General features: G+C 52.7%; 20 protein-coding genes, 2 rRNA genes and 1 pseudogene. 9 read left to right on the plus strand and 14 right to left on the minus strand.

Annotated elements, in window-relative coordinates:
• Nucleotides 1-18: 18 nt before the first annotated feature.
• Together QZ310_RS11015 and QZ310_RS11020 are read left to right on the plus strand one after the other, a co-directional pair.
• Nucleotides 19-1,140, plus strand: a complete 1,122-nt coding sequence (locus tag QZ310_RS11015) for an endo-1,4-beta-xylanase (RefSeq protein ID WP_297072751.1) — start codon at nucleotides 19-21, stop codon at nucleotides 1,138-1,140.
• Nucleotides 1,141-1,353: 213 nt separating this feature from the next.
• On the plus strand, nucleotides 1,354-2,346 hold the full coding sequence (locus QZ310_RS11020; RefSeq protein ID WP_297072782.1) for a glycoside hydrolase family 43 protein: 993 nt from the start codon (nucleotides 1,354-1,356) through the stop codon (nucleotides 2,344-2,346).
• 168 nt (nucleotides 2,347-2,514) lie between these two features.
• On the opposite strand, the gene QZ310_RS11025 is transcribed toward QZ310_RS11020, so the two are convergent.
• The gene (locus QZ310_RS11025) at nucleotides 2,515-2,847 is read right to left on the minus strand and encodes a hypothetical protein (RefSeq protein ID WP_297072753.1); all 333 of its coding nucleotides are present in this window, start codon (nucleotides 2,845-2,847) and stop codon (nucleotides 2,515-2,517) included.
• Between the two features lie 160 nt (nucleotides 2,848-3,007).
• Here QZ310_RS11025 and QZ310_RS11030 point away from each other — a divergent pair, with 160 nt between their 5' ends.
• Nucleotides 3,008-5,035, plus strand: a complete 2,028-nt coding sequence (locus tag QZ310_RS11030; RefSeq protein ID WP_297072755.1) for an alpha-glucuronidase — start codon at nucleotides 3,008-3,010, stop codon at nucleotides 5,033-5,035.
• Nucleotides 5,036-5,273: 238 nt separating this feature from the next.
• Entirely contained in the window at nucleotides 5,274-5,666 is a 393-nt protein-coding gene (locus QZ310_RS11035) for a GxxExxY protein (protein ID WP_297072757.1), read from the plus strand.
• Between the two features lie 312 nt (nucleotides 5,667-5,978).
• On the opposite strand, the gene metF is transcribed toward QZ310_RS11035, so the two are convergent.
• The 4 genes from metF to QZ310_RS11055 form a co-directional block, all read right to left on the minus strand.
• A complete protein-coding gene (gene metF, locus QZ310_RS11040; RefSeq protein ID WP_297072759.1) occupies nucleotides 5,979-6,932 on the minus strand; it encodes a methylenetetrahydrofolate reductase [NAD(P)H] in 954 nt (317 codons plus the stop codon).
• Between the two features lie 101 nt (nucleotides 6,933-7,033).
• Complete coding sequence (locus QZ310_RS11045; RefSeq protein ID WP_297072760.1) at nucleotides 7,034-7,684, minus strand: WbqC family protein; 651 nt, start codon at nucleotides 7,682-7,684, stop codon at nucleotides 7,034-7,036.
• Between the two features lie 38 nt (nucleotides 7,685-7,722).
• On the minus strand, nucleotides 7,723-9,159 hold the full coding sequence (gene lepB / locus QZ310_RS11050; RefSeq protein WP_297072784.1) for a signal peptidase I: 1,437 nt from the start codon (nucleotides 9,157-9,159) through the stop codon (nucleotides 7,723-7,725).
• A gap of 87 nt (nucleotides 9,160-9,246) precedes the next feature.
• Complete coding sequence (locus tag QZ310_RS11055; protein WP_297072762.1) at nucleotides 9,247-10,038, minus strand: dihydrodipicolinate reductase C-terminal domain-containing protein; 792 nt, start codon at nucleotides 10,036-10,038, stop codon at nucleotides 9,247-9,249.
• Between the two features lie 209 nt (nucleotides 10,039-10,247).
• Here QZ310_RS11055 and QZ310_RS11060 point away from each other — a divergent pair, with 209 nt between their 5' ends.
• The 5 genes from QZ310_RS11060 (at nucleotide 10,248) to QZ310_RS11080 (ending at nucleotide 14,931) form a co-directional block, all read left to right on the plus strand.
• On the plus strand, nucleotides 10,248-10,853 hold the full coding sequence (locus tag QZ310_RS11060; RefSeq protein WP_297072786.1) for an SIS domain-containing protein: 606 nt from the start codon (nucleotides 10,248-10,250) through the stop codon (nucleotides 10,851-10,853).
• The gene (locus tag QZ310_RS11065) at nucleotides 10,850-11,713 is read left to right on the plus strand and encodes a hypothetical protein (protein ID WP_297072764.1); all 864 of its coding nucleotides are present in this window, start codon (nucleotides 10,850-10,852) and stop codon (nucleotides 11,711-11,713) included. Before QZ310_RS11060 ends, QZ310_RS11065 begins: the two co-directional genes overlap by 4 nt.
• Before the next feature lie 60 nt (nucleotides 11,714-11,773).
• Nucleotides 11,774-12,790 (plus strand): hypothetical protein, encoded by a 1,017-nt coding sequence (locus QZ310_RS11070; protein WP_297072766.1) that lies wholly within the window; start codon nucleotides 11,774-11,776, stop codon nucleotides 12,788-12,790.
• A gap of 147 nt (nucleotides 12,791-12,937) precedes the next feature.
• Nucleotides 12,938-13,417, plus strand: a complete 480-nt coding sequence (gene ribH, locus QZ310_RS11075) for a 6,7-dimethyl-8-ribityllumazine synthase (RefSeq protein ID WP_297072768.1) — start codon at nucleotides 12,938-12,940, stop codon at nucleotides 13,415-13,417.
• Between the two features lie 233 nt (nucleotides 13,418-13,650).
• The gene (locus QZ310_RS11080) at nucleotides 13,651-14,931 is read left to right on the plus strand and encodes a DUF2851 family protein (RefSeq protein WP_297072770.1); all 1,281 of its coding nucleotides are present in this window, start codon (nucleotides 13,651-13,653) and stop codon (nucleotides 14,929-14,931) included.
• Between the two features lie 333 nt (nucleotides 14,932-15,264).
• On the opposite strand, the pseudogene recA reads toward QZ310_RS11080, so the two are convergent.
• The 9 genes and pseudogenes from recA to QZ310_RS11125 all read right to left on the minus strand — a co-directional run.
• Nucleotides 15,265-16,302 (minus strand): annotated as a pseudogene (gene recA, locus QZ310_RS11085) (recombinase RecA); the annotation flags it as partial.
• Nucleotides 16,303-16,682: 380 nt separating this feature from the next.
• Nucleotides 16,683-17,633: an aldo/keto reductase gene (locus QZ310_RS11090; protein WP_297072772.1), complete on the minus strand. Its 951-nt coding sequence runs from the start codon at nucleotides 17,631-17,633 to the stop codon at nucleotides 16,683-16,685.
• Complete coding sequence (locus tag QZ310_RS11095; RefSeq protein WP_297072774.1) at nucleotides 17,630-18,868, minus strand: mechanosensitive ion channel domain-containing protein; 1,239 nt, start codon at nucleotides 18,866-18,868, stop codon at nucleotides 17,630-17,632. Before QZ310_RS11095 ends, QZ310_RS11090 begins: the two co-directional genes overlap by 4 nt.
• On the minus strand, nucleotides 18,853-20,334 hold the full coding sequence (gene cysS, locus QZ310_RS11100; RefSeq protein WP_297072788.1) for a cysteine--tRNA ligase: 1,482 nt from the start codon (nucleotides 20,332-20,334) through the stop codon (nucleotides 18,853-18,855). Before cysS ends, QZ310_RS11095 begins: the two co-directional genes overlap by 16 nt.
• Nucleotides 20,335-20,481: 147 nt before the next feature.
• Nucleotides 20,482-20,823: a DUF3467 domain-containing protein gene (locus QZ310_RS11105; protein WP_297072776.1), complete on the minus strand. Its 342-nt coding sequence runs from the start codon at nucleotides 20,821-20,823 to the stop codon at nucleotides 20,482-20,484.
• A gap of 55 nt (nucleotides 20,824-20,878) precedes the next feature.
• Nucleotides 20,879-21,616 (minus strand): bifunctional demethylmenaquinone methyltransferase/2-methoxy-6-polyprenyl-1,4-benzoquinol methylase UbiE, encoded by a 738-nt coding sequence (gene ubiE, locus QZ310_RS11110; protein WP_297072778.1) that lies wholly within the window; start codon nucleotides 21,614-21,616, stop codon nucleotides 20,879-20,881.
• 153 nt (nucleotides 21,617-21,769) lie between these two features.
• Complete coding sequence (locus QZ310_RS11115) at nucleotides 21,770-22,723, minus strand: phosphoribosylaminoimidazolesuccinocarboxamide synthase (protein ID WP_297072780.1); 954 nt, start codon at nucleotides 22,721-22,723, stop codon at nucleotides 21,770-21,772.
• A gap of 152 nt (nucleotides 22,724-22,875) precedes the next feature.
• Nucleotides 22,876-22,984, minus strand: a 5S ribosomal RNA gene (gene rrf, locus QZ310_RS11120).
• 224 nt (nucleotides 22,985-23,208) lie between these two features.
• Nucleotides 23,209-23,815: ribosomal RNA gene (locus QZ310_RS11125) — 23S ribosomal RNA — on the minus strand; the annotation flags it as partial.

A 23,815-nucleotide genomic window follows, 5' to 3' on the forward strand; every position in this document is an offset into this window, starting at 1 on the left:
CACCCGAAATTACCAATCATGAAACTGTCACTTCTCCCCCTGTCGGTGGCCTCATTGCTAACCCTTGCATCCTGCACCACCGAAAAGCAGACCCCAACGCTCAAAGACCACTTCGCCGACGACTTCCTCATCGGTGCGGCAATCAACATGAACCATGTCAAAGGACTTGACCCCGCTTCCGACTCCATCGTGCGCCGTCACTTCAATTCCATCGTGGCCGAGAATTGCATGAAGTGCGAGGAAATCCACCCCGCCGAGGGGACCTACTTCTGGGATGATGCGGACGCTTTCGTGGACTACGGAGTAAGGAACAACATGGCCATCATCGGCCACACCCTGATATGGCACTCGCAGCTTGCACCCTGGTTTCCGGTGGACTCCACAGGCGCATACGTCAGTGCGGACGTGCTGAAAGAACGTATGCGTGACCACATCACCACAGTCATGACCCGCTACAAGGGCAAAATCAAGGGTTGGGACGTGGTCAACGAAGCCATCGAGGGGGACGGAAGCTACCGCAAGTCACCCTTCTATGAAATTCTCGGCGAAGAGTTCATTCCCCTCGCTTTCCAATACGCCCATGAGGCCGATCCGGACGCCGAACTGTATATCAACGACTACGGCATGAACATGCCTGCCAAGCGTGAGGCCTACGTCAGACTCGTAAACGACATGAAGTCAAAAGGTCTGCGCGTTGATGCCATCGGTATGCAGAGCCACATGGGCATGGACTACCCCGATTTCAAGGAATTCGAGGAGTCAATCGAAGCCTTTGCCTCGACAGGCTGCAATGTGATGATAACCGAATGGGACATGAGTGCGCTCCCGACAATCAGCCACAGCGCCAATGTGTCGGACAGCGTTGTCTACAACACCCTCTTCAATCCCTATCCTGACGGACTGCCCGCCGACATAGCCGACCGCTGGAACAGCCGCATGGACTCTGTCACCGACATCTTCCTCCGTCACAAGGACGTGATAACCCGCGTGACAGCCTGGGGCACACACGACGGCATGTCGTGGAAAAACGATTTCCCGATGAAGGGCCGCGTGGAATATCCCCTCCTCTTCGACCGCGACTGCAACCTGAAACCCTTCATGCAGAACCGCCTCGACAACGCTTCCGATAGGCAAATCTGAACTTTTTAGATACAAAAGGACAAAAGAGAACATAAGGAACAAAAGATTATTTCAGATGGAAAATTCAGTCATTTTCCATACCGTCTACAAAAATAACTTCTGTTACTTCCTTCCGGCATCTCTGAAAATATAACTTCTGTCACTTCTGAACTTATGTTCTTCTGTATCTCCTAATATTTCCGTCTAACCAACCAATCAAGATAAATGAAACCCCTGAATCCCGAAAAACGTTATCTCTTCCCCGATGACTATATGGCCGACCCGAGTGTGCATGTGTTCAACGGCCGCATCTATATCTACCCCTCCCACGACTGGGAATGTGAGAATGTCGAGAACGACAATGGCGACCAGTATGTCATGAAGGACATGCACGTCCTCTCCATCGACGGTGATCCCATGACAGGTAAGGTCACCGACCACGGCAAGGCTCTCGACATCGCCGACATTCCCTGGGCAGGCCGTCAGCTCTGGGACTGCGACTGCACCGAAAAGGATGGCAAATATTACCTCTATTTCCCCCTGAAGGACAAGAACGACATCTTCCGCATAGGCGTGGCCGTGGCCGACCGTCCAGAAGGCCCCTTCATCCCCCAGCCCGACCCCATCCGAGGGTCCTACTCGATGGACATCTGTGTTCTGCCAGACAATGGCGAATACTATCTCTACTTCGGTGGTCTGTGGGGCGGACAGCTCCAGCGCTACAAGGACAACAAGGCCCTCGAATCGGCCTATCTGCCCGAAGGCGACGAACCCGCCCTTCCCTCGCGCTGCGTGCGTCTGAGCAAGGACATGCTCCAGTTTGCCGAGGAACCGCGCCCAATCGTCATTCTCGATGCCGAGGGCAATCCGCTAAAGGCAAATGACCCTCACCGCTTCTTCGAGGCTTCGTGGGTGCATAAGTACAATGGCAAGTATTATCTCTCCTATTCCACCGGTGACAGCCATCTGCTCTGCTACGCCGTCGGCGACAACCCCTACGGACCCTTCGTCTATGGCGGTGAAATCCTTACTCCGGTCGTAGGCTGGACCACCCACCACTGCATCATTGAATACGGTGGCAAGTGGTATCTCTTCCATCACGACAGTGTCCCCTCCGGCGGCAAGTCGTGGCTCCGCAGCCTGAAGGTATGCGAACTCACCTACGATGACGAGGGCCGCATCCTCACCATCGACGGTGGCGGCGATGCTTTTGACGAAAAGGCTTAGGCAGCCCGTTTTTGACACAAAAAAAGTGCATAAGAAACAAAAGATATATTTCTACAAAATAGATAGTTACATCTATATGATATATTATAAAATTCTTTTGTCTCTTATGCTCTTTTGTGCTTTTTGAACTTTTGTTCTTTTATATCTCCCATGATGGGAGATAAACTATCAATCGTCGTCCCAATGATGGCGGCTGTGACGTTTATGGTGCTTGTAGACCTCCTTGTAGTATTTCTTCTGGGCCTTGCGATATTCCTTATATCTCTTCTTCAGCTTCTTGCTGTGGTGCTTGCCATAGTGATGCGAGGGGCCATCCCAACCGTAGTCAACATAATGGACTACACGTCGAGGAGGAGGGGGCGGCGGGCGATGCCCTGTCGAGTGATTCACGCTGACTCCTGCACCTCCAAGGTCCATCCAAAACGACACGTTAGTCTGTCCGACCATTAAGGTCGAACCGGCTATTGCTGCTGAAAGTGCTATTGCTGCTATTCGTTTCATGACTTTTCTGTTTGGTGGTTGATGTTACTCTTAAACCGATAGGGAGGTCAAAAGGTTGGCTCAGTAACTATTTCGACCAATAAATTTGCCAAATCAGCTATATAATCCATCAATTAATCCATCTTTCAATCCTCTCACTCTTTAAATTTCCACCTTGACCATGCGACATATAAAGTTTCTATATATCATATTCCTGCTGTCACTCATCTCCTGCGGTTCAGCCGACACAGGCAACGCCGCAAAAGGGACGATAAGCTGGCTGCCATACGCCTCCACCGATAAGGGACAGGTCTGCGTTGACGAGGGTATTTCCTCACCGACCATCGACATAGCCTGCCGTGAACTGCGTGGCCACTGGGATGGCGCGCCGGTCAACATCCACCGTACAACCGATGGAGATGCCATCGGCAAAAACGGCTTTGCCATCAGTCAGAGCGACTCGCAGGTTGACATCTACGCTCCCGATGACCTCGGCATACTCTACGGTGTCTACGCCCTTCTCCGGAACCCTGAACTCGGTCGCGACGGGAGGGTTGAAGAGAGTCCTTTCTATGATTTGCGCCTCCTCAATCATTGGGACAACCTCAACGGTACAATCGAGCGAGGCTATGCGGGAAAATCGTTGTGGAAATGGGAAGAGCTCCCCGACAGCGTCTCGCCACGCTACGAGGAATATGCCCGCGCCAATGCGGCAATCGGAATCAACGGTGCGGTGCTCAACAATGTCAACGCTTCACCGAAAATCCTTTCGGAAGAGTATCTGAAAAAGGTCGCAGTCCTTGCCGACATCTTCCGTCCGTATGGAATAAAGGTTTATCTTTCCGTCAACTTTGCATCGCCAATGGTTCTCGACTCACTCCCTACCGCCGACCCGCTCAATCCGGAGGTGGTCAAATGGTGGACCGGCAAGGCTGATGAAATCTACAGCCTCATCCCCGATTTCGGAGGTTTCCTTGTCAAGGCCAACTCGGAGGGTCAACCCGGCCCGATGGATTTCGGACGCACACATGCCGACGGTGCGAATATGCTTGCGGAAGCATTGAAGCCTCACGACGGCGTGGTGATGTGGCGCGCGTTCGTCTATTCGCCCGCTGATGCCGACCGCGCGAAGCAGGCTTATCTCGAATTCCAGCCCCTCGACGGGAAGTTTGCCGACAATGTCATAATCCAGATAAAGAACGGCCCGGTGGATTTCCAACCGCGCGAACCATATTCACCGCTTTTCAGCGCAATGGCGCAGACCGATGTGATGGCTGAATTCCAGATTACACAGGAATACCTCGGCCATGCCAACCATCTCGCGTATCTCGCCCCGATGTGGACGGAATTTTTCGACTATGTGCAACCGTTTGATGCCATTGCCGGAGTTGCCAACATCGGCGATGATGACAACTGGACCGGCCATCCTCTAGCGCAGGCCAACTGGTATGCCTTCGGACGTCTCGCGTGGAATCCACAACTGACATCGACACAGATTGCCGACGAATGGCTTTCGATGGCGCTCGTGGACAAGGCCCGGACTCCGGAGGATGTGTATGAATCACTCCTCGGCATGTTCGACACAAGCCGTGAGGCTGTGGTTGACTATATGATGCCCCTCGGCCTTCACCACCTCTTCGCTTTCGGCCATCATTACGGGCCGGAACCGTGGTGCGACGTTGAAGGTGCACGTCCTGACTGGCTTCCGAAATACTATCACCGCGCCGACAGCATCGGTCTCGGCTTCGACCGTTCGCCTTCGGGAAGCAATGCGGTGGGACAATACCCTGAACCGCTCCGCTCTCAACTCGCGTCGGTGGAGACTTGCCCTGAGGAGTTCCTGCTGTGGTTCCACCATGTTCCCTGGAGTCACAGGATGAAATCAGGCAATACCTTATGGGAAGAACTGTGCATAGCCTATCAGAGAGGTGTTGAAAAGGTTGAGGAGTATCAGCAGACATGGGAAAAGGCAGAGCCTTACATCTCTCCCGAACTGTATGCCGATGTTGAAACACGTCTGGCAACCCAGCTAAAGGATGCGAAATGGTGGCGCGACGCTTGTCTGCAATACTTCGCACAGTATTCCAAAATGCCAATTCCTGCCGAGATTGCTTCAGAGATGCGTCCCCTCGAAGAGCTCATGAAAATCCACCTCCCCATCACCAACTACAAATCCCCCACCCCCGCCCTCCTCGACTCCCTCCGATAAAACAGTCCTGGATGGAAAGGTACATAGGTTCTTGCTGGAAAGGCACATAAAGACAGAAGGTCAGAAGAGACATAAGGTTTTTATTCAGCTGATATTCTGATTTAGTTTTTGAGCAGGCATTGTACAATTAACAACAATTACCGGATAACAATAATTACCGGATAATATAATTAATAATCAGGCGATGAATATAGGGCCGATGAATAATATGGAGCCGATGAATAATATCAAGAACAACATGAGACTGAATAATCAGGAAATTGAGGCTATTATTAAGACAATTATTGATTGTGCTGTGGTGGTCAAGAGGACGCTTGGTGTCGGCTACTTGGAAATGGTCTACCTTAATGCCTTGATGGTAGAAATGAGTTCGAAAGGTCTGAAAGCTGAAAAGGAAAAGCCTGTTGAAGTCTATTATCGTGGCATCTGCGTAGGACATTATCGTGCCGATATATTAGTAAACGATAGTGTGATTATTGAATTGAAAGTCGCAGAGTCGATTGATAAGTCCCATGAGATGCAATTGGTCAATTATCTGCAAACCACCGGAATCAACAATGGGCTAATCATTAATTTCGGCTCAGAAAGAATAGAAATCAAACGCAAATACCGTCTTTTTCAGAGACAGTAAAATCCTTTGGATGGAAGGGCACATAGACTCTGGCTGGAAGGGCACATAAAGACAGAAGGTCAGAAGGGACATAAGATATTATTTATCAAGCAATTTCACATTAATAGACAGTATTCATATTAATTGATAGGATAATATTAATTGATAATAATCATATTAATTAAACAATCATATTAATTAATAGCATAATTAATTGACAATAAAAAAACTTATGTCCCTTCTGACCTTCTGTCTTTATGTACCCTTCCATCCAGAGCCTATGTACCCTTCCTTCAAGAACTTATGTACCTTTCCAGAGAGAATGCCTTAGGGTCAGTAGATGGCTTGGGCGATGCGGCGGACGGAGTCGGAGGCCATTAGGGTGTAGAAGTGGATGCTGGGAACGCCGTGGGAAATGAGGTCGCGGCACTGGTTGATACACCATTCCACACCAACCTCCTTCACCTCTGCATCGTTGGCACATTTGCGCAACTCAGAGGCAAAAGGCTCGGGGATGTCGGAACGGAACACCCTCGGAAGCACATTAAGCTGATTCTTGAACACCACAGGTTTTATGCCCGGAACAATGGGGACTGTGATTCCGGCCTGACGGCAACGATCGACAAAGGCATAGTATTTCTCATTGTCAAAAAACATCTGCGTCACGAGATAATCGGCTCCCGCTTCCACTTTCTGCTTGGCATAGTAGAGGTCAGATTCCATATTCGGAGCCTCTTCATGTTTTTCAGGATAGCAGGCCATGCCGTAGCTGAAGGGGGTGGCGTTGGCCTCAAAGCGTTCACCGTCGGCATAGATACCACGGTTGAAATCATTGACCTGCGACTGAAGGTCAGTTGCATGGAGATTGATTTTCGCAGGGTCATCGGACTTCTCGGGGCCCTTGGTGTCGCCACGCAGCAGCAACAAGTCATGCACACCAAGGAAATTGAGATCAATCAAGGCATATTCGGTCTCCTCGCGTGTGAAACCCTTGCAGATGATATGAGGGACGGCGATTATGCCATACTTGTTCTGTATGGCCGAGGCTATGGCCACCGATCCCGGGCGTTTGCGCAGTTTCTGCGGACGGTAGCTACCATCAGGCATCTCCTTGAATATCATTTCGCTGCGGTGGGATGTGATGTTGATATACTTCGGATCAAACTCACGCAGTTTGTCGATGATATTATAGACTTTTTCAATACTGTTGCCCTTCAGAGGGGGAAGAATCTCGAAAGAGAAGGCCGTAGAGCCGGTATTGGCTGTGAGATAATCAATGACTCTCATAATGTTTTATGTTCTGACGTTATTTTTTGATATTCTGACGTTAAAGATTTTTCAAACCGGCCGGAAATTTCAGCACTGACGTGAAACTGATTTCATCCTCCTCATCGGGATAGCCGGTCGAGATAGAGGACAGCCTCGGGACCGAGATTGAAAATGAGATCGAGGACTGATAGGCCGGAAATGAAACCGAGTTTATCGGCCCTGACCTGCCAATACGGAGGCAAGTCAACCGGAAGTTGACCGGCCTCATCGATGCAGGAGGCAGAATGTGGTTGACTACGCTCTTGAATGCATCCATCGGCCAGCTCATCCTGCTGCAAAGGTGCAGGAAGGAGGAGGAGCGAACGTATCCAACCGTCCCAGGCATCCGAGAGGTCGCGGAGAAGCGGGAAACGCTCCTCCACTCCGGGAGTGAGCATCGGCAGGAGCTTGTCGAAATAGAATTCAAAGAAGGGTGTGCGCCCGTAGGCACTCTCAAGCGCCACGCGGTGGACATCCCACCACTTTCCATGGTCGGAGATGCGGACATCGCCCCACGAGCAACGGCTGCTCTCGGGCTTGGCAACGGGGACGGTCAGTTCAAGCCTCCCACGGGTGTCGGCTATGGCAAAACGGTGAGTGTCCTTGAAACGCTTGTCAAACCTGCGTCCCCAGTCAATCACTGTCGCGTCCGATGACCGGACATGCAGATAATGCCCGATCGACCCGCAGAACAGAGGCGGAATCACCGTTATATCCTTCTCGAAATTCATCAGCCCTTCTCTATACTCTATACTTTACCCTCTATACTTTAATACTCATCCACGTTGGCGCTGCGGAATATACGGTCCCAGCGGACACCGCCGTTGAAGAGCGAACGATCCTTGTCGAAGGAGATAAGCACACGTTCGGGACGGCCCACGATGTGGTCCTCGGGCACGAAGCCCCAGTAGCGCGAGTCGAGCGAATTGTCGCGGTTGTCGCCCATCATGAAGTAGTAGTCCATCTTGAAAGTATAGCTGTCCTGCGGTTGACCGTTGATATAGAGCTTGCCGTCGCGGAATTCGGCATCGGAATTACCCTCATAGTCCTTGATTACACGGCCATAAATCTGCCATGCGCGCGGACCCATCTTAAGGCTCACACCCTTCTTGGGAATCCACAGCTCACCGTAATCCGAACGTGTCCAGTCCTCGCTGACCACGTCGGGATAGAGAGGCTCACCCTTCGGTGCGGGCATCTTCATCAGTTTGGCAAGGTTGGGATCGGCTTCGAGAGCCTTGACCATGGCGGGAGTGAGGGGTGATGCGTAGATTGAAGGCACCGAGCCGTCAGGGTTCACGATGAACCCGAGCGAACTGATGCCGGGAAGATCTTCTGTTGTGACCGGAACCTCATGGCGGTCGTCAAGCGAGACACCGAGCTCATCCCATGCGGCCTCGGTCATGCCACCCTGCTTGAGCTGGAAATAATAGTTGTACTGGACATTCTCGGGCTGCTTGATAGCCTCACCGTTGATGTAGATAATGCCGTCGACAATCTTGATGCGCTCACCTGGAAGTCCCACGGCGCGCTTCACATAGTTCTCCCTGCGGTCGACGGGACGGTAGATGACCTCGCCGAAAGTCTGGGGATTATTGTAGATGGCATCGCGGCCATACATCTTCACGAGCGTGTAGTAGTCGGGATTCTGCACCTTTACAGCCACAGTGTCGCCGGCAGGGAAGTTGAACACGACGATGTCGCCACGCTTCACATCGCCAAGCCCTTTGAGTCGCTTGTAGCTCCACTGGGGAGTTTCCAGATATGACTTGGTGTTGATGATGGGGAAGGTGTTCTGCACGAGGGGGAAATGGACAGGTGTCATGGGGACACGGGGTCCGTAGGCCATCTTGTTGACCCACAGATAGTCACCCACGAGCAGCGACTTCTCCAGCGAGGAGGACGGAATCTGATAGTTCTGCCCGACGAAGGTAAAGACGAAGTAGACGAGAATCAGCGCGTAGACAATCGCGTCGACCCAGCTCATCACACCGCGCACGGCAGCGCTCTTCGACTTCTTCCACCATGTCAGGGGAATGTAGCCGGTGATGTAGATGTCGAAAAGCAGGAACCAGAAAAGTGCCACCCACCAGCTACCGAGCCATGCCACCCAGAGGAAAAAGATGAGCGACACGAGGCCGAAACGTATCCAGCGGCTTGTGCGGTTGGCTTTCACACGGCAGATGAAATCCTCGGTGAAATTCATGGATTCTTTCTGTGAATCGTTTGTGTTGGTCATTGTCAATGTGTATGGTTTCGAGGAGATGATAAGGATTGATTTGAGAGAATGCTATCAGAGGAGTTCAGCCATCATTTCGTCGATGGTGAAGATGCCCTTGCGTCCGGCGATCCATTCGGCGGCCATGACAGCTCCGAGGGCGAATCCGTCGCGGCTCTTGGCGCGGTGGGTAATCGAGATGCAATCGACGGGCGAGTCCCAGTCGACGGTATGTGTGCCGGGGACCTCACCCTCGCGGAAACTGAGCACAGGAAGAGCGTCAGGCTCCATGGCGGGTTTCTCGATTGAAGCCTCTATCTCCTGCGGAGTCTTGGAGGCGTTGGTCTCGTCGATCCACACCATGCCTTCGTCAGCCCAGGAGTTCACGCGCTCATTCTCGGCGATGATTCCTTCGGCAAGGGTAATTGCCGTGCCTGAAGGATGGTCGAGCTTGTGGACGTGGTGAGTCTCATACATGTGGGGCATATACTGGGGAAGATGGCTCATGAGGGCCGCAAGTTTGCGGTTGATGATGTTGAAAACGTTTACACCGATTGAAAAGTTGCTCGATGCGAGGAGAGCACCTTCAACTTCGCTGACGCGTTTCTCGACCTCATCGCGGCGCGCGGCCCATCCGGTGGAACCGCAGACGACCGGCACACCGGCGGCGGCGGCGCGCATCACATTGTCGGGGGCGGTGGCGGGAGTGGTGAACTCGATTGCGGCATCAGCCGAGGCGAAAGCCTCACCCTCGATGTCGGCGTTGTTGTTGACATCGATGACCGACACTATCTCGTGGCCGCGTTCACGGGCGATGCGCTCGATGGCGTGGCCCATCTTTCCATATCCTATAAGAGCGATTTTCATAATTTTATCGTTTGCTTAAAGTGCAAAATTACAAAAAAATCCGTTTAGTTTGTAGGGTTAGGTTAAAATCCGTACATTTGCAAGGAGAAGAGCGACGATTCCTAACGTCAGAACCGCTCTTTCCCGATACTGTTTCCAATAAAAACACAACATACTAAGTTAGATTAAGATTCGAATAAGGTAACTCAAAAGTCATGCATCAACTCACCATAGAGGAGTCGATGAGGCAGGTAATAGAGGCAGAGGCCCGTGCGCTTCAAGCGATTCCATACAGCGACGCCTATGACAAGGCCGTCGGTCTAATCATAGAGCATGTACACCGCCGCGGTGGTAAGCTCGTCGCTTCGGGGATGGGCAAGGCAGGGCAGATAGCCCTCAACATCGCGACCAAGTTTTCGTCGACAGGCACCCCTGCAGTCAGCCTCCACCCCTCGGAAGCGCAGCACGGCGACATCGGTGTCCTCCAGCCCGACGATGTGATGCTGCTCGTCTCCAATTCAGGCTCGACCCGCGAGGTCCTCGAACTGGTGGCAATCGCCAGACGGCTCTATCCGCATATCCCCATCATAGCGATTACGGGAAATGCAGAGAGTGAACTTACACGATTGGCAGACGTTACACTCTTGACAGGGGGTGCCGAAGAGGTGTGTCCCCTCGGCCTGACCCCGACCACATCCACAACCGTCATGAGCGTGATGGGCGATGTGCTTGTGGTCAACGTCACACGTTTAACAGACTTTACAGCCGAAGGCTATGCCAAACGTCACCACGGAGGCTACCTCGGGCATAAATCACGAAAGGAAGCAGATAAATGAACAAGGCTATCTACATCGGAGAACTGGCACTCAACGTCTCGCTGTGTGCCGACGGCCATGCCGAGACCGGCGTGGGCGACTGGGCTGTCAATGCAGCCGTGATTGACGGACGCATGGAACTCCCGACCATCTGGGTCGGCGAGGCCGCAGCCGGAACAGTGGGCGACCATATCCTCAAATATCTTGAGGACGCCAATGTCGGCACCGAGTCGGTCGACCGTTTCACCGAAGGAGTAAGCCCCGTGAGAGTGTTTGCCGGAGGTGACCCCTCGACAACCGTGGACCACAGCAACTATCCCGAAGAGCCGGTCAATGCCGTCTGGCCCCGCGTAGAGGAGGGTGATATAGTCATCTACGGATCCTATATGACACTCGAAGAGCGGGACCACGCACGTGTGCTCGACCTGCTCAAACATGCCAAGGCCCGCAAGGCATACCTCGTCTACCTCCCCTACTTCGAGGCCCATCAGGTGCCGCGCATCACACGAGTGATGCCGTCGGTGTTTGACTGTCTCGAACTGGCCGACCTCGTTGTCGGACGTGATGCCGACATCCGCGCCATCTTCCCGGAGACCGACATGGAAGCGATATTCAAGGACCACATACTTTTCTACTGCCGCCGTTTCCTCCACCTCGACCCCAAATCGAAAGTGATGCGATTCTTCGACGGTGACAAGTCTTGGACACTCGAATGTCACCCGACCACCAACACTGAATTCCAATGGAGCGCCGGTGCGCTTGCCGGAATCGTCCGCGCTCTCACAGAGGGCCGACGCGATGCCGACGACATCATGGCCTACGGCAACGAGACCGCCCACAGCGAACTTGCCACGTCAATCAGCCATCCCTGCACCCGCTGAGACCGGCCCACCACTACTGCCGGATAAAACGAATCAGGATAATATAATAAATCTGCATACATGAAAGCAATTTCACTTGAAGGCGTGTTTTCCAAGCCGACCACCGATATATCAGCACTGCGCTCCCTCGTTAAGCGCAACCGTGCGATGTCGGAAATCCGCCATGCCATCGGCGAGGTGGAGTTTGATACCGCTTACGATTTTCTCCGTTCGACGGCAATCGAAATGGTTGAGCGCGGCGAAATCGATAAGGCTATCCAGGGGTTGGAGGAAATCGACGCACTCATCACCCGCTCGGGTGAGGAAGACCACCATCTTCTCGACATCCATGCGGCACTGATGCAGATACTGACGGCCCTCTTCATCGAAAAGGAGGATATGGAATCGGCAATGGCTTCGGCTGCGTCTACCCTGACACTGCTTTCCCAAGAGGCCAAGCGCAAGGATGAGCCTTTCCTCCAGATACTCGGCGCACTCCTCTATGACATCGCTTTCCTCCACACCCAACGCAAGGAGTACAAGCAGGCTGAACGTGAGCTGTCCAAGGCACTGAAGATTTTCGAGCGTCTTGCAAAGACGAATCCGGAGCGTTATGCCAGCCCTCATCTCATGGCTGTCAACGCTGTCACCGCTACTTACCGCAACCGCGTGAAGCAGGCCGAACTTCTCGCCCACTATCAGGTGGCGACCTCCACATATCTCCATCAGGTCAATGAGGGGGTCAGCGAAGCCACAGGCCGTCTTGTCGATTCGATAACTTCTGAGGGGGATACCCTTGCACAGATGGGACGGCACCGCGAGGCAATGCAATACTACACCCGCGCACTCAAGTATCTCACCAAAATCGAGCCTGAGTTCACACTGCGTCAATTGCGTTTGTCGATTTCGCTCGGCGAGGCTATGCTCAAGGTGAATGCGATGAAGGATAAGGGCATACATCTGCTCAACACCATGCTCCATAAGGCGACCAAGATAAACGCGACCGAGGAGCACCGCAGGATTGTCGACATCCTGTTCAATGCCAAGAGCTCGTCGCTTGACATTTTGGGTATCTGGCACAAGATTTTCCCGAAATGACGGTGTGACAGGAATTTGAACAATGATATTTGGAGTTCATCGGGCATACGCGCTACAGCGCGTCCCTACAATGCCGGGTGAATCCCTCAATATACGATTACAAAGAATCAAAACGTACAAAAAAAATCATCAACCTTATTGATAACTATGTCACAGTTTACACCCCAAAGCGCTCTCCCGAAACTTGAAGATGTAAGAATCGCAATCGCTGTTGCCGAATGGAACGGCCACATCACCGGTGCTCTCCGCGACGGTGCGGTGGAACTTCTGCGTGCCAACGGCCTTTCGGACGATGATATTGCAGTCGTAAGCGTTCCCGGAGCTGTGGAGCTGACTTTCGCTGCCTCGAAACTCATTGAATCAGGCAATTTTGATGCCATCATCATAATCGGCTGTGTCATCAAAGGCGACACTCCGCATTTCGATTATGTTTGTCAGAGTGTCACCCAGGGCATGACCCAGCTCAATGCCGACTGCGACATCCCCGTCATTTTCGGAGTGCTGACCGTCAACGAAGAGCAGCAGGCCCTCGACCGTGCCGGTGGCAAACTCGGAAACAAGGGCACCGAAGCCGCCGAAACAGCCCTCAAGATGGTTGCTTTCAATAGAATCGCCGACGAGCTTTAAAGAAAGGGATAAGGGTGATAGGGGTGATAGGATTAATAAGCCTAATAGGCCTAATAGGCCCAATAGGGCAAATAAGCCCAATAGACCTTGGATAAAATATTGATTATTAGGCTTATTTGACTTATTTGACTTATCTATTTTTCCTATCTGACTTATCTATTTCCCCTATTAGGCTTATCTAATTCCCCCTTCCCAACTTCATTATTAACCTCCTCAAAATCCTCTCTCAAACCATGGAGCGACTGATGCAATATGTGTGGCAACATCGGCTGCTTGTGCAGACTGATTTAGTCACTGTGGACGGTCGCAAGGTATCTGTCATAGACCCCGGTCGGCTCAACACCGATGCGGGGCCTGACTTTTTCAACGCCAAAGTAAAAATCGGGGAGCATCTTTGGGTCGGCGACGTGGAGGTGCATGTCCGTGCAAGCGACTGGCACCGTCATCACCACGATGGTGACAAGGCTTACGATTCAGTCGTCTTGCATGTTGTCGACAAAGATGACTCACAGATATGCCGCTCGAACGGCGAGGTAATTCCGCAGATGCAGATGGCCTGTTCGCCGGAGTTCCATATCCGCTATCACGAACTGGTTGACCGCGCGGACATAGACCTCCCTTGCGCGCGGGAACTGCCGTCGCTCACGCCCCTGCATCTGACCGACTGGCTGACTTCCCTGGCCTACGAACGCATATATTCCAAAGCTGACCATATCGAGGAGCTGATGAAGCAATATGCCGGTGACTGGGAACAGACCTGCTACGTCATCCTCGCCCGCGCACTCGGCTTCGGCACAAATTCCGAGCCGATGGAGAGGCTGGCAATGTCGCTTCCACTTCACTTCCTGCGTAAACACAGCGATTCGGAAGCAGCGATAGAAGCTCTGCTGTTCGGTCAAGGTGGATTTCTGGAGAAGGCTCCAAAGTGCGACCCCTACGTCGAACTACTCGAACGTGAGCATAAGTTTTTCGCCCATAAATTCTCTCTGAAACCTCTCCAGCCTCTCGGATGGAAAATGGCCCGGATGCGCCCTCACAATTTCCCACACAGACGCATAGCACTCCTCGCCCGGCTCGTGGCCACCGATTCCCGTCTGGTCCGAAGGATTGTGGAGGCAGAAAACATCGAGGAACTAAGGGCGATATTCTCCGAACCGCTTACGGGCTACTGGGCCACGCATTTCACTTTCGGTCCCGGAAGCGAACGTACCTACGAATGTCTCAGCCGAAGCTCGGTGGACATTCTGCTGATAAATGTGGCTGTTCCACTAATGATGGCCTACGGAACCATGCACGGCGATGAAGCCCTCTGCGGCCGTGCCGTAGAGCTGCTGCATGAGATTCCGGCCGAGAGCAATTCAATCGTGACACTGTTCATGAATGCGGGTATTCCTTGCAAGAATGCGTTCACATCACAAGCTCTCATCCATCTACGCCGCAACTATTGCCAGACGCGCAAATGCCTCTACTGCCGCCTCGGACACCGCCTCCTCGCCATCAGAGCGAGAAGATGAAATGCAAATGCTGGAGAAAGGTACATAAAGACATAAGGGCAAAAGAAACAGAAGATTTTAAGTTATCAGACATATTTTTATGTATATCTGAATTATAAAATCTTCTGTTTCTTTTGCCCTTATGTCTTTATGTGCCCTTCCCGCTATATTTATCAGGGGAGAGGACTTTTATCAGATGTCTTCTTCGATTGAGAAGTCGTCGGGGAGGTCTTCGTCGTCGAAGAGGGAATCGTCGACGGCCTTGATGTCGTCGGCTGTAGGTTCGTCGGCATCGGCGGGAGCAGCCTCCTCCTTCTTCTTGGGAGCCTCCTTCTTGCTGCCGGGACGGGAGTCCTTGCTCTTGAGGGCGTCCATGATGAGACCTTCGAGTTCATCGGCGAGTTCGGGATTGTCCTGGATGACACGCTTGGCTGCATCGCGTCCCTGAGCGAGTTTAGAATCATTGTAGGAGAACCATGAACCGCTCTTCTTGATGATACCAAGCTCAACGCCGAGGTCAACGATCTCACCGCTGCGCGAGATACCTTCGCCAAACATGATGTCGAACTCGGCACGCTTGAAGGGGGGCGCAACCTTGTTTTTCACAACCTTTACCTTGGTGAGCTTGCCAAGAACGTCGTCACCGTCCTTGATGGCTGTGCTGGGGCGGATGTCGATACGGACAGAGGCGTAGAACTTAAGTGCGTTACCACCGGTGGTTGTCTCGGACGGACCGAACATCACACCGATTTTTTCACGGAGCTGGTTGATGAAGATACAAGTGGTGTTGGTGCGTGAGATGGTGCCGGTGAGCTTACGCATTGCCTGCGACATGAGTCGTGCCTGAACGCCTACGTTCTTGTCGCCCATATCACCGTCAATCTCACTCTTGGGAGTAAGCGCCGCAACAGAGTCGATGACGAGGATGTCGATGGCCGACGAACGGATGAGCTGTTCGGCAATCTCAAGGGCCTGCTCGCCATTGTCGGGCTGGGCCATGAGGAGGTTGTTGACATCCACACCGAGTTTCTCGGCATAGAAACGGTCAAAGGCATGTTCGGCGTCAATGATGGCGGCGATACCTCCGGCCTTCTGTGCCTCGGCGATGGCATGGATGGCAAGAGTGGTCTTACCTGACGATTCCGGACCGTAGATTTCAATGATTCGTCCCTTGGGGTAGCCACCCACTCCGAGAGCGTGGTTGAGACCTATCGAGCCGGTCGGGATGACCTCCACATTCTCGATGTTCTCGTCACCGAGTTTCATGATGGCTCCACGGCCAAAATTCTTCTCGATGTTGCCGAGAGCCTGGGCGAGAGCGTTGAGCTTCGCCTTTGCGGGATCGGTTTCCTTCTCCTTGGCTCCCTTTATAGTTGCTTCTTTCTTTGCCATAGTTTATGTCGTTATTTATTATATTCCATAGATTTAACATTGCAAAGATAGTGCCACACATGGGCAACAATGACGCACAGGCATCGGAAACAATGTTAAAACGTCGGTTTCAAGTGAAATTTTTCGGATTGCTAAATTAGCTATTTTTCGGGGAGTTGACAACAATTTTAAAATAAAATAAATATTTTTTCATTTTGCCGAGAACCATTCGGGTCGTCGCACGTTTTATAAGTACATAGCAAAATTACTTTTTCCATTGCAAGAAATGTGATAATGATTGGTTTATTATCTAAGCGAGAAGACGATGTGATATCATCTTCTCGTTTGTTTTTTTGCATAATGGTGGAGTCAACGCCCCTGCCGATATAGCACGGAGGCAATCAACAGATGATTTTTGCTATTTCCTTAAGTTCTTCCGAATTGAACTCCGGCCCATCGAGAGCTCCGAGATTATTTTCAAGCTGACGCACGGATGATGCACCGATTATCACGGATGTCACACGGGCATCGGCAAGCAGCCACGATATGGCCATCTGCGCAAGGCTCTGACCACGCGAGGCGGCAATCCCGTTGAGACGGCGCGCAGCATCGACCTTTTCGGGAGTGATATCCGTGGCTTTGAGGAAACCGCCTTTGGCAACACGGCTGTCGGCAGGGATACCGTTGAGATACCTGTCGGTCAGCAATCCCTGCGCGAGAGGCGAAAAACAGATGATTCCGCTGCCATTGGCGGCTGCGGGTCCGAAGTTCTCATCAATGGCCTTGCGGTCAAACATCGAAGCGCGATATTGGCTCAGAAGACATGGCACCTTTGCGTCGCGGAGGATGTCGTAGGCGCGCTGCTGCTCGGCGGGGGGATATTTGGAAATCCCGACATAGAGAGCCTTTCCGGCACGGACAATATCAATCAATGCCTGCATCGTTTCCTCCACGGGGGTGACACCGTCGTAGCGATGGGAGTAGAACACATCAAAATACTCCAGACCGGTCCGGCGGAGGCTCGCATCGCACGATGCAATGAGATTCTTGCGCGAGGAGCCTGTTCCGTAGACTCCAGGCCACATATCATGACCTGCTTTTGAGGAGATGAACAGCTCGTCGCGGTGCGAGGCAAGGTCCTCGCGCAGAACGCGCCCGAAGGTGATTTCGGCGCTGCCGGGAGGGGGACCGTAGTTGTTGGCGAGGTCGAAATGGCAGACTCCGCGCTCAAAAGCGGTCAGAATCATGCGGCGCGCCTCGTCAAAATCATCGGTGCCACCGAAATTATGCCACAATCCGAGCGAGATTTCAGGCAGGAAAACCCCGCTGTGGCCACATTTACGATATTTCATAGTGTTTCAGACAAACGTTTGGGATAAGTGTTGGCAAGCATGGCAATGTCTCGTCCGGAAGGAGCCTGATAGACACGCAGCCCGAAGCGGTGGACCGATGCGAGCACATGGTCGATGACAGCCGCCTGAAAGTGCTCGTAGGGCTTCCATGAGGTCAAGGAGGTGAACAGATACAGCTCCAGCGGAATGCCCTGCGGAGTCGGAGCAAGCTCGCGCACCATATAGACCATCGACGGGTCGGTCTTCAAGTCGGGGAGCTGCGATATGTAGTGCTCAAGATAGGCCCGGAAGAGGGTCAGGTTGACATGGCGCACATCTGCATCAAGCGCACCCCACCACTCCTCGCGACGGAATTCCTCGATTTTTTCCGGAGGACAGAAATCAACACTGTCGACATCGATAGTCACCGCGCGGTTGACACGGCGACCGCGCGCATCGGTCATGCCCCGCCAGTTCTGGAACGATTCGCTCACGAGCGAATAGGGCGGGACGGTGACAATCGTCATGTCGAAATTCTGCACCTTGACGGTCGTCAATCCAACTTCGAGGACGGTACCGTTGATGTTGCGGGCAGGGACTGTAATCCAGTCGCCGGGGCGGAGCATGTCGTTGAGCGTGAGCTGCACTCCGGCCACGACACCCATGATGGAATCCTTGAAGACCAACATCAGCACTGTCGCGGCTGCACCGAGACCGGTGATGACCGTCAGAGGATTCTTTTCGGCAAGGATGGATATGATGATTATCACACCTACCGACACCGCAATCACCTGAAGCATCTGGCGTATGCCCTTCAGCGAAGATGTGCGCCCCGAAGAGGTGTGCTCGACAAGCTCATAGAGCGCGATGAGAAAACGGTTGATGAGATGGACACCTACGCAGACTATAAGAATCTTGAATGTCAGCACGGCCACGCTCTGGAGCGTCGCATAGTATTCAAGAGCGGGCGGAACCGTGGCTTGCATGAGCAACACGGAAGCGAGTTCGGCCACAACGCGGAGCAGACGCTCATTGAAAAGCACATCGTCCCAACGCGCCTCGGTGAAACTGACAAGCTTCAGCACTCCGGGAATCACATAGCGTGTCAGCACGAAGTAGAGTAGCCATCCGAGCAGCAGACCTCCACCAGCTATCAATAGAGTAGCACAGGTGTGGAGCAGGCTTTCGCCCACTCCCCACCTGTCAAAAGTTTCAACGGCCCAGTTAAGGTAGCCGGTTATCAACTTAGCTTCCACTCGGCACCGTCTTTGGTATCCTTGACTGTGAATCCGATAGAGGCCATGCGGTCACGGATAAGGTCGGAGGTTGCCCAATCCTTGGCGGCCTTGGCTTTGGCACGCATTTCAAGGAGAAGGTCGACCGCCTCCTCGAAGGGACGCAGAGCCTCGGAATTGTCACCGCTTCCGGCCATTTCTGTGCGCACACCGAGGATGTCGACGAGGAAGGTATCGAATACGGATTTCAGTTCGTCGATGTCGGCCAGTGTGGCTGTGGCGTGACCATCCTTTACCTGATTGACCAGACGGAGGGCATCGAAAAGATTGGCAATCACCATCGGGGTGTTCAGGTCGTCGTCCATAGCCTCGTAGCATTTGCGGCGGATGTCGCTGACATCGATGGTCGACTCTGCGGAGGGGGTCAGTTCCTGCAGACGGCGGTAGCCTTCAAGCATACGTCCGAGTGCCTTCTCGGAAGCCTTGAGGGCTTCGTTGGAGAAGTCTACAGTGCCACGGTAGTGAGCCTGAAGGATAAAGAAGCGTATGGTCATCGGCGAATAGGGCTGTTCGAGCAGCGGGTGTGTGCCGTTGAAGAACTCGTCAAGGGTGATGAAATTACCCAGCGACTTGCCCATCTTCTTGCCGTTGATGGTAATCATGTTGTTGTGCATCCAGTAGTGGACGGTGTCATGGCCGTTGTGGGCCACAGACTGCGCGATCTCACATTCGTGGTGGGGGAACATGAGGTCCATGCCTCCGCCGTGAATGTCAAAGGTCTCGCCGAGGTATTTCTCGCCCATTGTCGAACATTCGAGATGCCATCCGGGGAAGCCTTCGCTCCAGGGAGAGGGCCAGTGCATGATATGTTCGGGTGCAGCCTTCTTCCAGAGCGCGAAATCGGCGGGATGACGCTTCTGGTCCTGACCGTCAAGAGTGCGGGTGTTGGCATAAAGCTCGTCGATGTTGCGGCCCGAAAGCTTGCCGTAGGGATGCTCCTTATTGTATTTGGGTACGTCGAAGTAGACCGAACCGTCGGAAATGTAGGCATAACCGCTGTCAAGGATTTTCTTGATGTATTCGATCTGCTCGATGATGTGGCCCGAAGCATGAGGCTCGATTGAGGGAGGAAGCACGTTGAGGGCATCCATAGCCTTATGGTAGCGGGTCAGATAGTGCTGCACCACTTCCATCGGTTCGAGCTGTTCGAGACGTGCTTTCTTTGCAATCTTGTCCTCACCGTCGTCAGCATCGTGTTCGAGGTGACCCACATCGGTGATGTTGCGCACATAACGCACTTTGTAGCCGAGATGACGCAGATAGCGGAAGAGGATGTCGAAGGTGATGGCAGGACGCGCATGGCCAAGATGACCGTCGCCATAGACGGTCGGGCCGCAGACATACATGCCCACCCGGCCCTCATGCAGGGGCTTGAAAAGCTCCTTGGTGCGCGTCAGGGTGTTATAGATGGTAAAATTGTTGTCTATCATAAGTTTTCTTTAATTCATGATTCATGATGCATAATTCATAACGGCAATATAGCCCGGATAGTTAAAAATAGGCATGGAACAAGAGCTGAATTCAAGTTTTCCATGCCTATTATGAATTATAAATTATGCATCAAGCATAAGTTATCAAGCCTTGCCACCCATGATGAAGGGGTTGGGGATTTCGCCGTTTCCGCCATTGTTGCCACCCATGTTGACGGGGCGTTTGGGACGGATTTCGCCGAAAGTGGCTTCGTATTTCTTCACGTTCTCCATGAGGGCGCCGAGGAGGTTCTTGGCATTCTCGGGAGTCATGATGATGCGTGACTGTACCTTTGCCTGGGGCATGTTGGGAGCCATGGTGATGAAGTCCATGAAGAACTCGTTGCCGCCGTGTGAGATTACAGCGAGGTTGGAGTAGATGCCACGGGCAACTTCGGGAGAGAGTTCAATCTTTATTTCATTAGCGTTGTTATTGTTGTTTGCCATGAGATTTATGGGTTTTATTAGGGTTAGAATTATAATTGTTTCGTTTTAGATAAATTCATCGTGCTTTGGCCGTGTAGATGGTGCATGTCCCGAATGTGAGGGGGATGTAGCGGCAATTGGTCAGACCGGCATCGCGCATCACCCGACACATCTCCTCGCGCTGCGGGACGGCGGCGATGGATTCGGGGAGGTAGCTATAGGCCCTTGTATCCTTCGAGACCATGCGCCCTACGGTCGGTATCAGGAAGCGCGTGTAGAGGCTGTAGAACGGCTTCACAACCGGCGACGGAGGTGTGGACAGTTCCAGCACCACAAGCAGGCCTCCGGGGCGCAGGACGCGCTCCATTTCCTTATATCCCGCTGCGAGATTCTCGAAGTTCCTGACACCGTAGGCACAGGTGATGCAATCGAAGGAATTGTCGGGGAAAGGGAGAGCGAGGCAGTCGCCGGTGGTGAGGCTTATACGGCCGTCCAGACCTCTCTCGGCAACCTTTCGCCGTCCGATTTCAATCATCCCTTCTGAAAGATCGACTCCGGTGACGTGTGAGCCGTCGAGCCGCTCTGCCATGAGGATTGCAAGATCACCCGTTCCGGTGGCGATGTCGAGGACATCGCCATGAGGGATGTCGCGCATCAGCCTCACCGCACGTCTGCGCCACAGACGGTCAATGCCGAAAGTCATTGCACGGTTCATGAAATCGTAGGCCGGTGCAATGGCATCGAACATCTCACGAACCTGCTCGGACTTATGGCGGGAATCGCCGGTGTAGGGGTTAATCTTTTCAACCTGCATTTTTTTCAGGGGATGGAAGGGCGGATGGAATTATAGGGCGGATAGGGCGGATAGGGCAAATAGGACTAATAGGGCTAATACGTATAAGTGTCTATTAGGCTTATTAGGCTTATTAGACCTATTAGGCTTATTAGACTTAAAGCCTAATAAGTTTTACTTGCCTAACTGATTAAGGCAATCAAGCACATTCTTTGCTATTCTGTCGGCAAGATGCTCTTCGGGAGCTTTGACGAATTTCTCGCCGGTGATGTGCTCGTAAAGTTCGATATAGCGCTCTGAGACTTCCTCGCAGAACTCATCGGTCATCTCGGGCACTGTCTGGCCTTCCTTGCCCATGAAATCGTGGGCCATGAGCCATTCGCGCACAAATTCCTTCGAGAGCTGACGCTGGGGTTCACCCTTGGCAAGACGCTCCTCGTAGCCGTCGGCATAGAAGTAGCGCGACGAGTCGGGAGTATGGATTTCGTCGATGAGGATGACCTTGCCTTCGCGGAGGCCGAATTCATATTTGGTGTCGACGAGGATGAGGCCCTTCTTGGCTGCCATCTCTGTGCCCTTCTTGAAGAGCGCGCGGGTATATGCAGCCATTGTGTCGAACTGCTCTTCAGTGACGATACCCTGAGCGATAGCTTCCTCGCGGGAAATATTTTCATCATGACCGGCATCAGCCTTGGTGGTGGGAGTGATGATAGGCTCGGGGAATGCCTGGTTCTCAACCATGCCTTCGGGGAGCTTCACGCCACAGATTTCACGCATTCCGTTCTTATAGTCGCGCCAGGCGCTGCCGGCGAGATAGCCACGGATAATCATTTCAAGACGGAGACCTTCGCAGCGATAGCCCACGGTGACCATGGGATCGGGAACAGCGAGCTTCCAGTTGGGGACGATGTCGGCGGTGGCATCGAGAAACGATGCGGCAATCTGATTGAGAGCCTGTCCCTTGTAAGGAATACCCTTGGGAAGAATAACGTCGAAAGCCGAGATACGGTCAGTGGCAACCATCACGAGGATGTCGTCATTGATGGTATATACGTCGCGCACTTTGCCGTGATAGACTGCTGTCTGTCCGGGGAAATGAAAATCGGTGTTAACCAAAGTTGTAGCCATTGTGTTGTCGTTTGCTATTGATGAGGTTATATACTGAGGCAAAATTACAAAAAATCCTCCTAAGCATCAAAACGGCAATGGCCGAATTTGCAAATATAGACACAAAAAAGACCGGAGCTGATATGCTTTCGCATTTCAGCTCCGGTCGGTAGAGGGGGCGGTTATCTACTTTCCCACTTTCGCAGTATCATCGACGTGGTGAGGTTTAACTTCTCTGTTCGGAATGGGAAGAGGTGGAGCCCTCACGCTATTGCCACCTTAGTAAGGTTTTCGGAAGCGGCTGTCAGACAGTCGCACCGTGTAAGGTAAAAAAGAGGCTTGTAGAAGCGAAGTGAATCGTGCGTTCACTTGTAAATCAGTCTTTCCATCGAGTCACTGACGGATTTCCAGAGGCTTTGTCAACGTTTGCCGTGGATGTTGCGATTCAGCGTTTGAAGCGGCAGGTGTAGTCTTTGTTTCATCCTGCCTGTTTGTTTGGGATTGCTCCCAAGAAAGGGTTTGGGCGATTAGTATCGCTCGGCTATGCACGTTACCGTGCCTGCACCTGCGACCTATCAACGTCTTCGTCTTAAACGGCCCTTGTGTGGAGATCTTATCTTGAGGGGGGCTTCGTGCTTAGATGCTTTCAGCACTTATCCTTACCCGACGCGGCTACCCGGCGGTGCTCCTGGCGGAACAACCGGTAAACCGGAGGTCGGTCCAACACGGTCCTCTCGTACTAGTGTCGGGGCCTCGCAAATCTCCTGCGCCCACAACAGATAGAGACCGAACTGTCTCACGACGTTCTGAACCCAGCTCGCGTGCCACTTTAATAGGCGAACAGCCTAACCCTTGGGACCTTCTCCAGCCCCGGGATGTGACGAGCCGACATCGAGGTGCCAAACCACTCCGTCGATATGAGCTCTTGGGAGGGATCAGCCTGTTATCCCCGGAGTACCTTTTATCCTTTGAGCGATGGCCCTTCCATGCGGAACCACCGGATCACTATGCTCTAGTTTCCTACCTGTTCGACTTGTTAGTCTCTCAGTCAAGCGCGCTTGTGCCATTACACTCTGCGGCCGGTTACCAATCGGCCTGAGCGCACCTTTAGAA

The organism is uncultured Duncaniella sp. (assembly GCF_910577345.1).
Lineage (GTDB): Bacteria > Bacteroidota > Bacteroidia > Bacteroidales > Muribaculaceae > Duncaniella.

Coding starts and splice junctions, on each gene's coding strand:
- ribH (WP_297072768.1), top strand. CDS start 12,938: ATGTCACAGTTTACACCCCAAAGCGCTCTCCCGAAACTTGAAGATGTA.
- QZ310_RS11055 (WP_297072762.1), bottom strand. CDS start 10,038: ATGAAAATCGCTCTTATAGGATATGGAAAGATGGGCCACGCCATCGAG.
- metF (WP_297072759.1), bottom strand. CDS start 6,932: ATGAGAGTCATTGATTATCTCACAGCCAATACCGGCTCTACGGCCTTC.
- ubiE (WP_297072778.1), bottom strand. CDS start 21,616: ATGCAGGTTGAAAAGATTAACCCCTACACCGGCGATTCCCGCCATAAG.
- QZ310_RS11080 (WP_297072770.1), top strand. CDS start 13,651: ATGGAGCGACTGATGCAATATGTGTGGCAACATCGGCTGCTTGTGCAG.
- lepB (WP_297072784.1), bottom strand. CDS start 9,159: ATGAATTTCACCGAGGATTTCATCTGCCGTGTGAAAGCCAACCGCACA.
- QZ310_RS11090 (WP_297072772.1), bottom strand. CDS start 17,633: ATGAAATATCGTAAATGTGGCCACAGCGGGGTTTTCCTGCCTGAAATC.
- QZ310_RS11045 (WP_297072760.1), bottom strand. CDS start 7,684: ATGAATTTCGAGAAGGATATAACGGTGATTCCGCCTCTGTTCTGCGGG.
- QZ310_RS11105 (WP_297072776.1), bottom strand. CDS start 20,823: ATGGCAAACAACAATAACAACGCTAATGAAATAAAGATTGAACTCTCT.
- QZ310_RS11070 (WP_297072766.1), top strand. CDS start 11,774: ATGAAAGCAATTTCACTTGAAGGCGTGTTTTCCAAGCCGACCACCGAT.
- QZ310_RS11025 (WP_297072753.1), bottom strand. CDS start 2,847: ATGAAACGAATAGCAGCAATAGCACTTTCAGCAGCAATAGCCGGTTCG.
- QZ310_RS11015 (WP_297072751.1), top strand. CDS start 19: ATGAAACTGTCACTTCTCCCCCTGTCGGTGGCCTCATTGCTAACCCTT.
- QZ310_RS11115 (WP_297072780.1), bottom strand. CDS start 22,723: ATGGCTACAACTTTGGTTAACACCGATTTTCATTTCCCCGGACAGACA.
- QZ310_RS11065 (WP_297072764.1), top strand. CDS start 10,850: ATGAACAAGGCTATCTACATCGGAGAACTGGCACTCAACGTCTCGCTG.
- QZ310_RS11030 (WP_297072755.1), top strand. CDS start 3,008: ATGCGACATATAAAGTTTCTATATATCATATTCCTGCTGTCACTCATC.
- QZ310_RS11035 (WP_297072757.1), top strand. CDS start 5,274: ATGAGACTGAATAATCAGGAAATTGAGGCTATTATTAAGACAATTATT.